The sequence below is a fragment of the Arenibacter sp. P308M17 genome (genome assembly GCF_003426735.1).
Classification (GTDB): Bacteria; Bacteroidota; Bacteroidia; order Flavobacteriales; family Flavobacteriaceae; genus Arenibacter.
This window is the reverse complement of record NZ_QVON01000009.1, coordinates 173,795-190,308: the sequence shown is the minus strand read 5'-3', so window position 1 is coordinate 190,308 and position 16,514 is coordinate 173,795. Positions and strand designations below refer to the sequence as shown.

The window sequence follows — 16,514 nt, the reverse complement described above, 5'->3', positions numbered from 1 at the left end:
AGATTCACGAAAACCGTTAAAAAACAATAGAAACCAATTGAGTAAAATGAAAGAATAATTTGATCATTGATCTTCGTAGATACTTCTTTGTATAAAAAACTAAAAATCAAAAAACATGTCTATTCTAATTATTTCCGATTTTTTGAATAAACACAACAATTAGTCATGATCCATAATTACAAGGGTTTCACCCGAATATTCCTCCATTTTACATGAAGCGGTCTTTCACTGTCCGTGGCATGTACCTGTAGCCCAATAAAACCGGTGGGGGTCATATCATCCACATAATCTGCGGCTGCCACCCCGTTTACCCAGGTTTTGATTGATGGACCGTCTGCCACCACCTTAAAGGAATTCCATTCTCCCAACTTGAAGGCTTTTCTGGCGGCAGGATTATCCCTAAGGTCGTGTACCCAACCGCGCCTGCCTTCATCGTAAATACCTCCACTACGCGCCGTAGTATCCAGATCGATTTCTACCTGATAGCCATGGACCAATCCATTGTAGAAATCGGGCCTACTGTTACTCCTGATCTGCACGCCCGAATTATGGTAATTGTTTGGGGCAAGGTCCAGGATCACTTCAAATTCCAAAACAAAATTGTCATAAAATTTATTGGTCACCAAAAAAGTATTACTGGTATCGCTCACCGGAGCTGTAGTACCTACTATCATATCGCCTTCCACGTGGTAAGTGGCCTCACCACCCATTTTTTTCCATCCGTTCAAGGTCTTTCCATCAAACAAATATTCCCAATCCCTATCTTGGAATCGGACCGCTTCAATTTCATCGGAAGAGATGTCCTTGGCGCTTTCGGAAGTTTTCCTATTGCCGCAATTGGTCAATAATAATAGAAAAAGCACAAGGTAAAGGAAGGATCTAAAATTCATCATGGCAATGGTTTCTTTTTGGAATTGATCAGCGTACCTACCCTGGAAAATATATTATTATTTCTCAAAACAGGATAAGTACCCTTAAATGTAATAAAATGAATTAATTAAAAATTGGGAGGAACAAAAAAAAGTGGACAAAATTTAAATATTCCCTACAAGATCATGGAAGCACAAGGGCGCAGTATTTTTGATCCACCGTTGAACTTTGCGGTGTCGGTTTTTTGCTTACTTTGCTTTAGGGTTAATTTATAATTCTTTCCATTTAGGGATTATTGGTTAATATATGCAAAGTAGGGGGACAGGAACGGCATTTGGCCCGCCAAATTAAGGTAAGGCACGAGCCCACCCGTTGCGTTCGGACGGGCCTGCCACGCAGGCAGGCAGGCAGGCGTGACGCCCGCGCCATCGTGGTTTAGTTAACCGGGGGTATCTATTTGTCCGTATTTTGTCCAAAGGTCAATAAATTGTTGTCCGGGTCCAGAATAGAAAATTCTTTTTGTCCCCAAGGTTTGGTTTGCAAATGTCCATTTGGATGAATCTTCGTTCCGTCATTTAAAAATGATCTATATAATTCATCAACATTGTCAGTTCTAATGTAAACTTGCCCGTAATTTTCCTTTGGGTCAAGCTCGTTAAATTCAAAAAAGTGGATTTGAATTCGGTCCCTTTCTACCATTAGATAGCCATCAAAGTCAGCACTCCCAAATTCTTTAAATCTTAATTTGTTCAGGTAAAATTCTCTCGTAACATTTTTGTCGCGCATTGGTAGTTTCGGATTGATTTCGGTTAACATAATTTCCCTCTTTTAGGTTTCTCTGTATTAAAATTCAATTGTTTTTTCAATAAAGAACATAAAAAATGTTTTAGTACATGGCAAAAATCGTCTTAACAAGGTTATTCGGAAAATCCGTTTTACCCCAAGCCCTAAAGTGAGCCTGATTTTTCTCAATTCCTCCCCTTAGGGTCAGAGGTAAAAATTGAGGAAAATCTTTCTGAATTTAATATTGTAATGTACTTAAATAAATGTACCTACTTGGATACTGAAGTAAAATATTTATTTTAATTAGGTGTAAATTTTTGGAATTTTAAGTTCAAGTAAGCTAATGCATCTCAGCAATTGTGTTTTAATGGCAGGAGCCGTCTACTGGAATGTAATGCGTTTTCATTCTTGTTTTATTAAAGTATACAAATCTCCGATCGAATTGGTCAATATCAGGGTATTGTTGGCAAAACTAAAATTCCAAGTGCCGGTCAGTATTAAGCTCCAATCAAATTCGGCGGTCCAAGGACATTGATTTTCAAATTTTATAGTCCTCTCTGAAATTGAGTAATTGCCATTACAAATAGCAGGAAATTTTACGGTTTCGTTTTCCCCTGAAAAATTGGTATCGGTAAAGGTCAATTCCACATTAGAACTGTTCCTACCTCTATGAAAAGTCCCGATATACTGACCATCAATATCTCTATGAACATCATCGTTATCACAACCTAACAAAACAAGAGTTCCAATTAATAAAATCAAGATATTTATTTTCATTTTTTCCTTTTCAGTAAGATGAAGGCCCTTCTAAAAGGTAGCTTCAAAATGTACTTCCACTATGCAATGTTCAATTCTGCCCCTGCTGTTTATATGTTTTTTCTGCTGTCCTCTTTTTTTGTCATTTTTCATTTAGTTGTTCCGCAAGTCCGATCAGTAGCCCTTCCGTTCCGCGAATGTAACAAAGCCGATATGTATTTTCATACTGAACCACTTCCCCAACAAGTTCAGCACCTTGCATGATAAGTCTGGACACCAATTCGTCAATATTGTCTACCCTGAACATGATGCGTAGATAACCGAGTGAATTAACAGGGGCCGTTCTATGATCTGAAATAGTAGGCGGTGAAATAAATTTTGAAATTTCGAGTCGGCTATGGCCATCAGGTGTAACCATCATAGCAACTTCTACAGATTGGTTTCCAAGCCCGGTCACTTGTCCGGCCCATTCCCCTTCAACCATCCCCCGCCCTTCAAGTTCCAGTCCGATTTCCGTAAAAAAGGAAATGGCATTGTCAAGGTTTTCTACAACGATACCAACGTTGTTCATTTCCAGTAATTTACTTTTCCCCATACCTTATTTTAGTCATTTAATGAGTTTATGCCCTGTGCTTTAAGTTTTTTGAGATGTTCTTTCATTGTATCAATATGTTCTACCGGATGTCCTTGCCATACCGTTACTTCTCCAACAACTCTAAATGGTTCTGTTGAACGATACGATTTGGTGGGATTGCCGGGAAATTTTTTATCCGTCAGGTCCGGGTCGTCCTCAATTTGTCCTTGCGGCTCTACCAAATAAATTCTTTCCCGTCCTTCGCCAAAGGCAAGTTCAGCGCCCCAAATTGCAGCGTCCAATGTCTCGGACAAGAAAATGTATTTTGCATTTTTTCGCTGTCCGTAGTTCGAGCTGTAACCGACTTCAATAAGGTCGCCTATTTTTAAATCGACTTTTGTTCCGTGAAAATAAGTTTGGGCAAAAGGAGTTGAACCTTGTCCGTTTGTTTTTTGTGGTTGCTTTTTATCAGTTGCCATGAAATTTTGTCTTCCTCATTTTACTTGTATCTAGGTCTTCTATTATAATGATCGTTATCGGTTCTGCTATTACTGGCAGAGCGAGATTTCGGAGCGATTCACTATCCGCCCGCACCAAACTTTTATAGATACCAAAATACTGAATTTTAGCTAAAAAATCCGCATTTGTTTCGATAGTCTGACACTAGATAACGACATTAAACTGCCAAATCAGCCTCATCCCCTATGGTTTTAATTTTATTTCTCCTTGCTAAAATTGCCAGACCAAAAGTGAGTAAACCCAGCCTGCCTACGAACATTACAAAAATGATGACCACTTTTCCCCAAACACTCAAGTTACTTGTTATGCCTGTACTCAAACCAACTGTTCCAATGGCCGATGTGGTTTCAAACAGAATTTGGTCCAGTGGAAAATCTTCGGTCATAGCCAACAAGAATGTGGAAAGGAAAATTACGGATGCATAAAGCATAAAAATTGAAGTAGCTACATAAAGCCGTTCCAAAGGTATGGTCTTACCAAAGAAAGTTACTTGCCTATTATTCCTAATTCTGCTCCACATTATCGCAATTAGGGCAGTTAAAGTGGTAGATTTCATACCTCCACCCGTACCCGAAGGGGAAGCGCCTACATACATCAAGAAAATAACGACCAACAAAATTCCTGTTGAAAAACTTCCAATGGGAACCGTATTAAAACCTACGGTTGTCAATGCACTCATAGATTGAAAAAAGGAAGCCATTAATTTGTTTTCGCCCAAGTGACTTACCGAAGGTTCAAAAAAATAGATCATTGTAGTTCCGATGGAAAGCAATACGATAATTACCCCGAAAATTGTTATGGTCGTAAAGGTGATGCTCTTGGTTTTCCCTGAAATTCTGTTCCAAAGGTCGGTTACAACAATAAAGCCCAAAGAACCACAAATGGCCAATACAGAAATAATGGTATTGATGGAAGTATTGCCCGCAAACTGCTCAAAGCTATCATTATACAGACCAAAGCCTGCTGTGCAAAATGCCGAAACGCTATGGAAGATACTGCTCCAAATAGCAAAATTATGTTCAACGCCCGCCCGGGTAAAGGCAATGTAAAGGCACAATGCCCCAATTGTTTCTATAATGAAGGTGAAAATGATGACCGACTTTAAAAAATCTTTCAATTCAAATCCTTTTGGCATTGTAAATTCTGCGTTTAACACTCGCTGATGCCAATGGGTCAAAGGACTTTTCTTTGACAATAGCACAAAGGAAGTAAAGGTCATATAACCAATACCGCCAATTTGAAAAAGTAACATTACAATGAACTGACCAAACCAATTATAGGTATCAAAAACACTTACGGTTACCAATCCTGTTGTGGAAATTGCCGATGTGGCTATAAACAAACTATCCAATGCCGTAACGGCCTGTTTATGAAAAAACGGCAAGCAGAGTAGAGTCCATCCAATTAAGGTATACATCAAAAAACCGTAAAGAAGGTTTTGTTGGGGCGATAATGACAATTGAAATTTACGGTATCTTTTTACTACATTTTTCATACTACTTAATTAGGTGAAACTGCTTTGTTAAGTTCGGTCAGATGTATTTGAAGATTGGAAAGCTGAACAATTATTCTATCCTTGCCCTCAATAGGAATTTGGATGTCCTGATAGAGTTGTTTGGCTAATTTTACGGCCTTCAAGTAATCGGAAACCCTGTTTTTAAATTCTGTTTGATTTTTAGCATTTACAATCCATTTCAAGCCCTTTTTTACTTCTTCATTGCTTTGAAAAATATGTTTGGCACTTTTAGGGTGGTCTTGCTCGTAAAGTCTTGAAAACTCCACTACATCAAAGCAAACTTGAACAATCACATCTGCCATTTTTTTCGTTATTGATAATTCACTATTCATCTGTTATAAACTTTAGAAATGGAAAAACCGGAAATAGGGATAAGCAGCAATTCCTAAAACCATCATTAAAATTGTGGGTACAATCAAATGTTTGATGTCCTTGTACCAATCTTGAATGGATTCGTAGGGTTGCCCTCACCTTCATCATAGAAAAAATCCCATTTCATCTCTTTGTGTTTTTTTTGGCACTACAAAGGTCGGATGGAAGTGATATTTAAAAAATCAAGGATTGGGATGCTTGTATAAAGATTTTATAAAGACTATTGAAAGCGATAACCAACTCCGCTTTCTGTGATGATATGTTGCGGATTATTGGGGTTTTCCTCAATCTTTTTACGTAATGTACCAACAAAAACACGCAAATACTGTGTTTCGGTTTGATAGCTATATCCCCAAATCTCTTTCAGTAGGTATTGATGTGTGAGGACTTTACCTTCGTTTTTGGCGAATAAAGCCAATAGGTTATACTCTGTAGAGGTGAGTTTTATGGCTTCATTTTTTCGTTTTACAGTTCGGGCCACCAAATCAACCTCAATATCCCCACAAGAAACAATGGGGCTGTTCTCCGTATTTTGACTTCTTCCAATTGCGGAACGAATTCTAGCCAATAGTTCTCCTGTGCGGAATGGTTTTGTCAAATAGTCGGTTGCCCCATGGTCCAGGGCCGAAACAATATCGGTTTCATTGTCCTGAACCGAAAGTATTATGATGGGTTTGTTATACCATTCGCGTAGTTCATGTAAAATTTCGTGGCCACTTTTATCCGGCAAACCAATATCGAGCAATATCAAATCAGGGGGATGACTGGCAGATAGGATCAACCCTTCTTTTCCCGAGCTTGCTTGAATTACCTTATAATCGTTGCTCTCCAAATTTATTTGAAGCAGTTTTCTGATTTGCGGTTCATCATCAATAATAAGTATTTCTGCCTTATTCATTTCTTTAGTTAGGAGTTATAAGAGATGAGTTATGAGTTATGTTGCTTTGGGTAGGGATTGAGCTTTTAAGCATCTTTAATATTTCTGTTGCTTTGGCAAAATGTTCTTCAAATAGAACTTCTGATATATAACCCGAGCGATGTAATAATTCAAGCCAATACAAGGATTCGTCACATTCCTTTTGTGATATAGCAAGTTTGTGAATAAAGTCTTTGGGGCTCTGTGCATTTTGGGCTTCTCTTATGTTAGCACCAACCGAAGTCCCTGAGCGTAACAATTGTTTGCTCAAAACATACTCCCTTTTTTCGTTAGAAAGAAATTTATACAGCTGAATAATTTCCAAAGCAAACAAAAACGATTTTACTTTCAAAATACTTTTACCCATAATTCAATATTTTTTTTCTCTTGCATCTAGCATCACTCATCTCTCCTCACTCAAAACTAATTTTTCGCACGGAATTTTAACTAAAAATCTTGCACCACCTTCCTCTAAATTATCTAAAAGTACGTTACCGTTCATAGCTTCCGTAAAACCTTTTACAATGGAAAGTCCTAAACCTGTTCCACCCGTTGCAGTATTGTTTAAACGGTAGAATTTATCAAAAACAAAATCAATGTCAGTTTTAGGAAATCCGTTTCCGTTGTCAATAACCGAAATAATGCAATGTGTTTCGCTGTTACCCAATTCAACGGAGATGGTTGAATGTTTTGGTGTATGTTGCACGGCATTATGAATGAGATTAAATAGAATTTGCTCTGTTAAACCGCTGTCAATTTTGACCAACGGTAGGTTTTCATTGGGTGCAAATACAATTTTGTGATCTTGCTCATCATTTTCAATGTCCTTAATCGCAGAAAAAACAATTTCGTTAAGATCGCACCAATCAATCTTGGGTCGGATAAAACCCGCTTCAAGTCTGCTCATACTTAGAAGGTTCTCTACTTGGCGGTTTAATCGAAAACCGGCAATTTCAATTTGTGAATAAAGTTCGTTGCGATTATGGTCAGAAAGCTTGGTTTGGCTATCTCTAATGGTGTCAATGGAACCAATTATTGTGGAAATTGGTGTTCTCAATTCGTGGGAAAGTGAATTAAGTAAGGTGCTGTAAAGTTGGATCGCTTTTTCTTTTTCTGCCTCATCCCTTTCCTTTCGCTCTACTTCCCTAATTTTGTAGGTTAAAACTGCATTTATTGATGCAATAACGAAATACATTAAGAACATCAATCCATCTTCGGCAGTACCAATATGTAAGGTGTACGTTGGTGGAATAAAAAAGAAATTCCAAATCAATGCACTTAATATTGCCGATAGCATTACTGGAAAAATATCAAAAAGGATGGCTTTGATAGAAACAACCAAAAGTAAAATAAGTGCAACGGCCCTGTAGCCAATAATATCAACTGAAAAAAAGCATAACACGGCAGTAAATACAATAAGCAAAACGCTTATCAGGTATTGATTTATCTTGCTGTATCTTCTTGTTCTAAGTAAGTCCACAATTTTTGTTCAAAGTTAATGATTGCGATATAAAGATTTCGTAAAGATGTCCATTATTCGGGCGTTGACGAGATTATCCACTATATTTTTTTGTTTTAGAGAACCTCAAGGGCGGTTTGGATTTTTTGATGGCCTTTCAGGCAAGCATACCAAAATAAGTGAGGCCCCCTAAATAGTTTTTAAGCGACCTCACTTTCATGGAAAAATACAGGTAATAATTCAGTTATCTATATAAGGTAAAATGTCCGAAAAACTGTTGCTTATCTTCGTCATTTGCGTTCACTTCATACCAATAATCCCCTGTAGGCAGAGCTTTGCCATCATAATTACCGTCCCAACCGGACACTTGGTCCAAAATGGCCACTACCCTACCATAGCGATCATAGATCTTAACTTCCAAGTGAGGAAAGAAATCCCTATTTCCGGGGTACCATTCATCATTTTTGTTGTCTCCATTTGGAGTAAAGAAATTAGGTATTTCCAGCATACCCGTAAATTTGAACGGAATGGATACTGTAGCCTCACACCCCATACGATCTACCACCCTGACCGTTACATTGGTGTCCTGATTGGATAAAAACACATTGACATCGCCATAAGGGTCGCCCTGGAAAAAATATTCGTAATCCCCAAAACCGCCAGTCGCCGTTGCAGTAACCTCATTTGGACCCGTCTTGACCGCAGTCAGGGTCAATGGTTCATACGCATCCACACTAAAATTGACCGAAGTGGCACATCCATTTTCATGATAAATATAAACAGTATGATCACCGGCCGCCAAATCCCCAAAAATGGTCTGGGTATTGGCCAAGGTCATATCGTCCACATCCAATGAAAAAAGGAGTCTAGACATTAAGCTCTGATCCGTCATACGGATGGTAACGGTACTATTTGGAAAAATCCCCTCACATCCATATTCCACAATGGGTTCGGAACTTAGGTCGACCCCAATGGGGATGGGAACAATGGCGTTTGCTTCACACCCCATGGCATCACGAATGAAGACCACATAGGTTTCACCCCCCATTAGGTTATCAAAAAACAGGGCATCGTTTCTAACAAAAACTTCGTCGCCCACAGAATTAGGTCCGATAATCTTGGTCTCATAATACTCCGTACCGCTTACCACATCCAAAAAGGGTGTTCCCCCCATAACGGTGAGTTGCGCTGAGCCATCGGCGGCATTGATACAGGTTTCAGGAATAGTATCCACGTTCGCCACTACCAATTCTTCGGGCTCCGTAATGGTCACTTCCTGCAAAATATTACATCCCAGCTCATCCTGTACAATTATTTCATAGGTACCGGGCGGTAAATCCGTAAAGGTGAAAGAATTGGGATTCAAGGGATCTTCCCCCTCAAAGAACTCGCTTAAGGTATCGGATATGGAGAAACGAATCTTCCCGGTACCGCCACTGGCCTCTATAATGACCTGCCCATCTACATCCCCATAACAACTAACGGGTACCATTTCCAAACGATCCAATAGCAATGGGTCTTTGGGAGTTATTAACACTTCCCCGGAAATAGCGGTACATCCAAGACTAGTAGCATAAACATAATACGATCCCGGTGGCAGATCCCTAAATATACCGGAACTTTGTGCCCCTCTCACAATATCGGTGGCCACAGGGAGTCTTGGAACCCCCGGGGTTCCGCTATCCAGATCATTGTTTACCAATGTATAGATATAGTTTCCTACCCCTCCAAATGCCTCGGACCTTACAATTCCTGTGGGCTGTCCGGCACATTTAATATTCGCATCTACCAGATCAAGGGCTATTACCAAAGGTAAGGCAGGGTCCAGATTAATTTCATTCGACTTCTGCTCTGGACAACCATTGCCATTCTGTACATCAAATTGGTATGGGCCAGGATTGAGATTTACGTCCGGTATAACAATCTCAACAACAACCACGTCTATTCCTCCAAAGGAAACAAAAGGATCAGTGGTGCCGGACCTGCGATAGAAATACTCCATTCCGGCCACGGGGTTGGCAATAGTCAGCTCCATACGGCCCTCATCCCCGCAACCGGGAGCCAAAGTCTCCACAAGATCGGCATCTACCGGCAAAGGGTCTTGGATAAAAACCGGTAGTGTAGTAAAACTACATCCCCACCCGTCATAGACCACTATGGTATAATTGCCTGTAGGAAGGTTAGGAAAGACAGCAGATTCCTGTAATCCACTCGTATTTAATATATTGCCTGATGTATCCAGCCTATTCAGCTGGAACAGATACTCCTCGCCATCACCATTAATATCCTCTCCCCCGCTCATATTATAGGCCTCGATTATTCCATCATTGGAACCAGGACATAGCAAAGGCTGTACAATTCTAATATCGGCGGCTATCGGAACCGGCGGACTAATGACGAAGTCTTCCGTAACCACGCAAGCACCTGTATCCCGGATACCTACCCGGTAGGTACCACTTATTAAATCACTGAATACATTGTTGGTGGAAAAGGAAGCGATCATAAGGTATACCCCGGGAGCCGTTTCCAATTCCAATTGATATTCATAGCCTCCCCAGCCACCATCGCCTGACACCGTTATTTCTCCCCTACCTGGAATAAAACAGGTTACATCCGCCGTTTGGGCCGGTGTAGGATCCAAAGGTCTGTCCGGTCCGTGCACCGTAGTGGTGTTACTAACAGTATCACAAAATGGACTATCCACTGCCTCTACCCGTACCAGTAAGTTGCCAGCAGGCACTCCAGTAATAATTTCGGGACTATTGATGGGGTTGGACGTATCAAAACTTCCGCTTACCCCTGTACTGGTCTCCACACCTGCGGCATCACGGGAAAAAACTTCATAGTTATATACACCAGTATAATTATTGACTTCAATACTGATTTCTCCGTCGGTCCCATTAAAACAGGTTACCGGTTTCACCTCATCTATAACAGCCTCAATAAGATTATAATCGGGCACATTATAGGTTGGAGTAACAAATAAACAACCACCATTGTCAATATCCCTCACGGCAAAAATATAATCGCCGGGGGTATCCAAATCCCATACAACCCTATCCGTACCGGCAGAAGAACGCACCGGTTCGGTTCCCAAGGGTAAAATTTCCACTTCATAATTTCCTGGGCCTTGATCTATTATAATCTCCACGGTACTGGCCATCACACCGGATCCGGAAGCATCACAGGTAATCGGGCTAAGCTCGTTAAAGCTAAAGGTCAATCCGGAGGGAGGAACTAAATTGACCGTATCCGTTATTTCGCAACCGTTATCATCCCTTATGGTTACGATGATGGTTTGTGGCCCACCATTATCTATAATCTCAAAAGTATTGCCAGTTTGGAAATTGGTCCCGTCGAATACCGGGCTACCATCATTGATACTGTAAGTGTAAGGACCGGTACCTGTAAGTGTTCCGGAGCCATCCCCATTGGTATCCGCATATGCGGTTATTATTGTGGTATTAAAGGTATTGCTGGATGGGTTACAGGCAAAAGGAGGTGCTGTTGCCGCTCCCATTAATGCCGTAGGCTCTGCAATGTTTGCAGGTTCCGGCAACGATGTACATCCTCTACTGGACACTACTTCTACCCGATAGTTGTCCGCGGTTAAATTATCGAAAATGGCATCTGCCTGACTCACCACCAAATTATTGGAACTATCGTACAAATTATAAACAAAAGGTCCGTCCGTGGCCGAAGCCGCTACCAAATCCACAGAAATACTGCCATCGGCACTTCCGAAACAAGAAATATCTTCAGTTAGTACGGAATCTATAATTGGTTGATCTACCGTAATAATTTCAACAACGGCGGTATCCTCACATAATGGAGAAGTATTGGAACTCCTATCTGTAACGGTTATGGTATAATTTCCTGGAATAAGGCCTGTAAAAACAGGATTATTAGCTTGAAAAGTAGGTGGATTTATACCATCGTCCAAAACATAATCAAAATCCCCGCTTCCACCGGAGGTTACCACGGTAATGGTACCATCGGCATTATTACAGGAAGGCTCCGCGGTTGCACTGGCGGTTATGGAAAAGAAATCGTATACTTCAAAAGTATTGGTTGCCGTACATCCGTTACCATCCCTTACCGTCATGGTATAAGTACCTGGATTGGGAACTGAGAATAATGGGCTATCCTGAAATCCGTTGCCCATGTCGTATTGAAAAGTAGTTTCCGGGGCAGGACCACTATTTAATGGCGAAGTAACGGCTACATTATAGGAGGTCACCACAAAGCATTGATTGGTAACATCTATGGTAGGTACCGCAACTCCCGGATCCTCCAGGATAGTGACCGTATTAAAAGAACCACAACCACTGGCGTCCTGTACATAAACATCATAATTCCCAGGCGTAAGATCATAGTCCGTAGTTGGCGAATAGGCCCCAACAGGCGTTGTAGTCGGTACAACGGAATATTGATATGGACCCGTTCCACCCACACCGCGTACCACTAAATGTCCGTCCGGATCATTACAATTGGCATTGGTATTACTATCTACACTTATGGTTGGGATATCTTGGGCTATAATTGCCTGTGCACTAATGGTACAGCCCGTAGGTACGTCTTCCACCAAAACGCGGTAGTTACCGGGAGGCAAGTTTGTTATCTGTCCTGCATAAGGAGTACCCGCAACATAGGCTGGCACTACAATGATTATTGCAGGTACAGCTATAGCACCAGTTGTGACATTAAAAACCGTAATTTCCAGTTGGGTACCAGTATATTCCTCAACCTCATAATTGAATATTCCATTTCCAGAAACATCACAGGAAGCTGAAGTTCCCGAAGCCACAGCTGCCAATGGATTACTTGCATCACTTACAGGAGGAATTTCCTGTTGATAGATACAGCCTGTTACCCTATCCAAAACTTCAACCGTATAGGCCACTCCATAGATAATGCCATTTGCTGCATAACTAAAGGTATGTGAAGTAGCACCAGATACCATACTAAAAAAGCCTGACGGATCACCAATCACCCTTATATCATACTCTCCCGAACCACCAGCAATGTTAACAGTATATGTAAAGCCATCTGCACTGGGATCACAGCTTGCCGGCAATGGTGGTGGAACCGGGGTTATTGTTAGCCCTGTATGGCCCAAGGTGACCGCATCCCTATCTTCACAACCGGATGCATCCCTAGTAATTACCGTGTATTCCCCAACTGGTAAATTGGTAAAACTATGGGTGTCACTTGCTGTATTTACAACGGGACCGACCACGGTTCCGTTTACATCCAATAAAGTATAGGTATAAGGAGCTACACCATTGATATTACCAGTAACATCAATACTTCCTGTAACGACTCCCGCAGCACAGGTGGCATCATTGGGCACCACGTTAACATCCACTCCCGGATCCGGAGGGCCTACTGTAAATGATACATCTATAAAACATCCCCTACTATCCCTTACCCAGTAGGTATAATTTCCTGGAGAAAGGTTTCCGTATACTGCCTGATTCGTATAGGTAATCCCATCTATACTATAGGCGTATGGAGCCACCCCTACGGTGGTATCGGGGATCAAGCGCACCACCCCGGTATTGGGATCGTCGCATCGAGGATCGGTAACATCGGCAGTCGCCGCTATAATATCCGTAGGACTTATGGTTACCACATTGGTTTCCACCACACAACCATTGCCGTCCGTAATTTGGAATTGATAAGTACCGGGACTTGCGGTGGTATACACAAAACTACTTCCTGCAATAGGTGTAATGGGACCATATCCCCCTCCATTAATATTTACGGCATAATTGGCATAAGGTGGATTTCCATTGCCAATATTGACCCGAATATCGGCATCACCGGCTCCAGGTACCAAGCTACAGGTAAGCTCTTTTTGTATACTGACCGTAGAGGTAGTCTGTGGCCTAATATTCCTAACCACACTATCCAAACAGTTATTTCCGTCCCTAACCTCAACGGTATGGTTACCAGGGGTAAGTCCGCCATAACTTGCACTTGCACCACCGGCTGTCCAAGGGCCATTATCTATTCGGTACTCATAGTTCCCATCCCCACCACTGGCGTTGACCACCATAGTGGTGGCATTGGAACTATCAAAACAAAAATCCGAGGCAGCCGAATCCAACACTAGGATAGGTGCCGTCAAGGAAGTAAAGGTATAACTTGCGGAGGCGGTACAACCACCCCCGTCTACCACACTAATGATGTAGGGGCCGGTATCATCGGTCAGACCCGTAAAATTTGGATTGCTCCTTGGCCCCAAAGTAGTTCCATTAGGTCTGGTGAGGGTATATTGGAATCCGCCCCAACCTCCGGAAGCATTCCCATTAACCGCTCCCCTATTGTTGTTCTGGCAGCTCATATCGGTCCATATTGGATTTATGGCCAATGGTGTTGATGGTTCCGCAATGACCAGCGTTGCAGTATCTACGCAATTGGTGTCTTCATCCGTAACCGTTATGGTATAGGAACCGGCTCCTAATCCGCTTACTGAAACTATATTGGAGGTCTGTCCGGTTACAGCTGGATTTGCATCTATCTGATACCTATAGGTGCCGCTAAAGCCGTCCACTATAAAACGACCTGCCCCATCACTATATCCTACACAACTGACATTCGTAAGCAATTGACTTGTCACCCCAATAGAGCTAATATCGGTGATGGCAAAACTTTCCGTATAATTACAACCGGCAGAATCGGTTACCCTAAAGGTATAATTTCCCAGACCTAGGCCCGTGAAGGTATTGGCCCCACCATTATTTACATTGGTAGGGGCTATAATTTCATAGGTACTGATGGCCGCACCCCCTGTTACGGCCAAGGAAACGGATGCCGTACCGGTAGCACAATCTATACTGGATACCATAAAATCGATATCCGTAGGTTTGTTCAACGGACTAAAAACAATGGTGGGCAAGGTGGAGACACAACCATTGGCATCCCGTATCTGCGGGGAGTATGTTCCCGCAGAAATCCCATTAAATACCGTATTGTTCAGAAGGAATCCGGACCCAATGCTATACTCATAGGGACCTACACCTCCACTGACTCCCGAAAAGGTAATCTGGCCCCCACTTTCGTTCAAACAGGTTGGGGTTTGGGTGGCGTTGGCATTTCCCAATATTGTTGAAGGGGTACCTATGGCTCTCGCAACTGCAGGAGTGGTACATGAAAAAGTATCTTGCTGATACCTTATAACAATATTATAGTTCCCTGGGGACAGATTGGAAAACACATTGCTGTTCTGAAACGTACCGCCATTATTAATACTGTATTCCAGGTTATAACCATTACTATTCGTAACATTTACAGTGATGCTTCCGTTGTTAGACCCCCCGCAATTGGCATCTATAGAACTGATATTGTATACCGGAGGTGGAATATTCTCAACGTCTACCGCAGCATTCTTGGTACATCCGTTAACATCCCTTACCACTATACTATAGGATCCGGGACTGTTAACGGTATGGGTTGTGGAAGTGGTAAAACTCCCGCTGAAAGCCCCTCCGTTAATGCTATATTGATAGGGTCCTGTACCCCCACTGGCATCAATGGTGATATCCACCGAAGTAGCACCACAACCAAAACTATCGGTCGCAAAAGCAGTAGCATCAACAGGAACCAGTCCGGCACCAATGGTAATCGGATTTCCATTAATGGTACTTATGGTCTGGGTACAACTGCTGCCGGCCTGAACCGATACGGAATAAGTACCGGCACCAAGATTATTAAAGGTATGTGTATTGGAACTATTGGGACCATAGGTGTTCATGGTAACCCCGTTCCTAATTAATCTATAACTGTAAAATCCGGGTACTCCGGAAACGTCAATGCTTATACTGCCCTTATCCCCACTACAGACAATATCTATCATGGAAACATCTACGGTCATATCCACCTCGCTAACGGTTACGGTTTGGGATGGAAAAACACAGGCACTGGGGGAAGCGTTCTTTAATCGTGTATACACCTGATAATTACCTGGGGTAAGTATATCGAAATACGGATTATCCTGATAGGGACCGGCAGCAGAATTCAGGCTGTATTCGTATCCAGCAGGGACATTGGTAACCTCTACCCTGCCGGCATTTCCACAGATAATATCCTGGGTACTCAGTTGGGGGTTCAAGGGATTGGAAGAAACCCGGAAATAATAAAAGGCACCCGACCCTACCCTAACTCGATATTCCCCTGCAACGGAGGGGTCACTGGCATCCAAAAAATAAGTTGCCCCGGTTACTGCCGGCCCATAACAACTATTATCCTTTACGGGACAATCGTCGGTACCTACGAACGGACAACTTGCGGAAACCTTTTGCCAGGTAATGGTACCACTTCCGCTTACAGAAATGGTTCTATCATCACCGGTCCCACATAGAAAAAATTTGGCCAGGGTACTCCCATCATTGGTACAGGTTACCTCTTCGTTGGCCCCGTTGATGATCGTAGCAAACATCATTGGACTGGTAGTAATATCCATTTCCACCGCCTTTACGGAGCTTATTTTTGTTTTGTCCGAAAAATTACTCTCCTGGAGCCGGTCAACTACAATTTTTGTGGTATTTATATTTTCTACCGCAGCGGAAACATCCGCTATAAGTTCGTTAACTATGGGGTTTGCCTTCAACACACCAAACACAATACTTAGTGTTAGCAGAACTAGGGTATAATAAATATACCGAGGCTTTTTCGGGAGCATAGGTTAAGTAGGTTTTACAAAATATAATTGGACTTGGGAGGTCAAAGTATATTCTTGGTGTAT

11 protein-coding genes are annotated in these 16,514 nt (G+C 41.9%); all 11 read right to left on the bottom strand.

Going from position 1 to position 16,514, the window contains the following annotated elements:
• Positions 1–176: 176 nt before the first annotated feature.
• Positions 177–893 carry a DUF1080 domain-containing protein gene (locus D0S24_RS18875; protein WP_117021384.1) on the bottom strand — a complete coding sequence of 239 codons (717 nt, stop codon included), beginning with the start codon at positions 891–893 and terminating at the stop codon, positions 177–179.
• A gap of 430 nt (positions 894–1,323) precedes the next feature.
• Complete coding sequence (locus D0S24_RS18870; RefSeq protein ID WP_117021383.1) at positions 1,324–1,686, bottom strand: VOC family protein; 363 nt, start codon at positions 1,684–1,686, stop codon at positions 1,324–1,326.
• A gap of 369 nt (positions 1,687–2,055) precedes the next feature.
• Positions 2,056–2,430, bottom strand: coding sequence for a hypothetical protein (locus D0S24_RS18865; protein WP_117021382.1), 375 nt, complete (start codon positions 2,428–2,430; stop codon positions 2,056–2,058).
• A gap of 121 nt (positions 2,431–2,551) precedes the next feature.
• Positions 2,552–3,004, bottom strand: coding sequence for a VOC family protein (locus D0S24_RS18860; protein WP_117021381.1), 453 nt, complete (start codon positions 3,002–3,004; stop codon positions 2,552–2,554).
• An 8-nt stretch (positions 3,005–3,012) separates the two neighbouring features.
• Entirely contained in the window at positions 3,013–3,462 is a 450-nt protein-coding gene (arr, locus tag D0S24_RS18855; RefSeq protein WP_117021380.1) for an NAD(+)--rifampin ADP-ribosyltransferase, read from the bottom strand.
• A 197-nt stretch (positions 3,463–3,659) separates the two neighbouring features.
• A complete protein-coding gene (locus D0S24_RS18850) occupies positions 3,660–4,997 on the bottom strand; it encodes a TrkH family potassium uptake protein (RefSeq protein ID WP_117021379.1) in 1,338 nt (445 codons plus the stop codon).
• Between the two features lie 5 nt (positions 4,998–5,002).
• Positions 5,003–5,350, bottom strand: a complete 348-nt coding sequence (locus tag D0S24_RS18845; RefSeq protein WP_117021378.1) for a hypothetical protein — start codon at positions 5,348–5,350, stop codon at positions 5,003–5,005.
• 260 nt (positions 5,351–5,610) lie between these two features.
• Positions 5,611–6,288 (bottom strand): response regulator, encoded by a 678-nt coding sequence (locus D0S24_RS18840; RefSeq protein WP_117021377.1) that lies wholly within the window; start codon positions 6,286–6,288, stop codon positions 5,611–5,613.
• Between the two features lie 4 nt (positions 6,289–6,292).
• The gene (locus tag D0S24_RS18835; protein WP_117021376.1) at positions 6,293–6,673 is read right to left on the bottom strand and encodes a four helix bundle protein; all 381 of its coding nucleotides are present in this window, start codon (positions 6,671–6,673) and stop codon (positions 6,293–6,295) included.
• A gap of 36 nt (positions 6,674–6,709) precedes the next feature.
• Positions 6,710–7,786: an ATP-binding protein gene (locus tag D0S24_RS18830; protein ID WP_251795838.1), complete on the bottom strand. Its 1,077-nt coding sequence runs from the start codon at positions 7,784–7,786 to the stop codon at positions 6,710–6,712.
• Between the two features lie 223 nt (positions 7,787–8,009).
• A complete protein-coding gene (locus tag D0S24_RS18825) occupies positions 8,010–16,382 on the bottom strand; it encodes a T9SS type B sorting domain-containing protein (protein WP_251795837.1) in 8,373 nt (2,790 codons plus the stop codon).
• Positions 16,383–16,514: the final 132 nt, after the last annotated feature.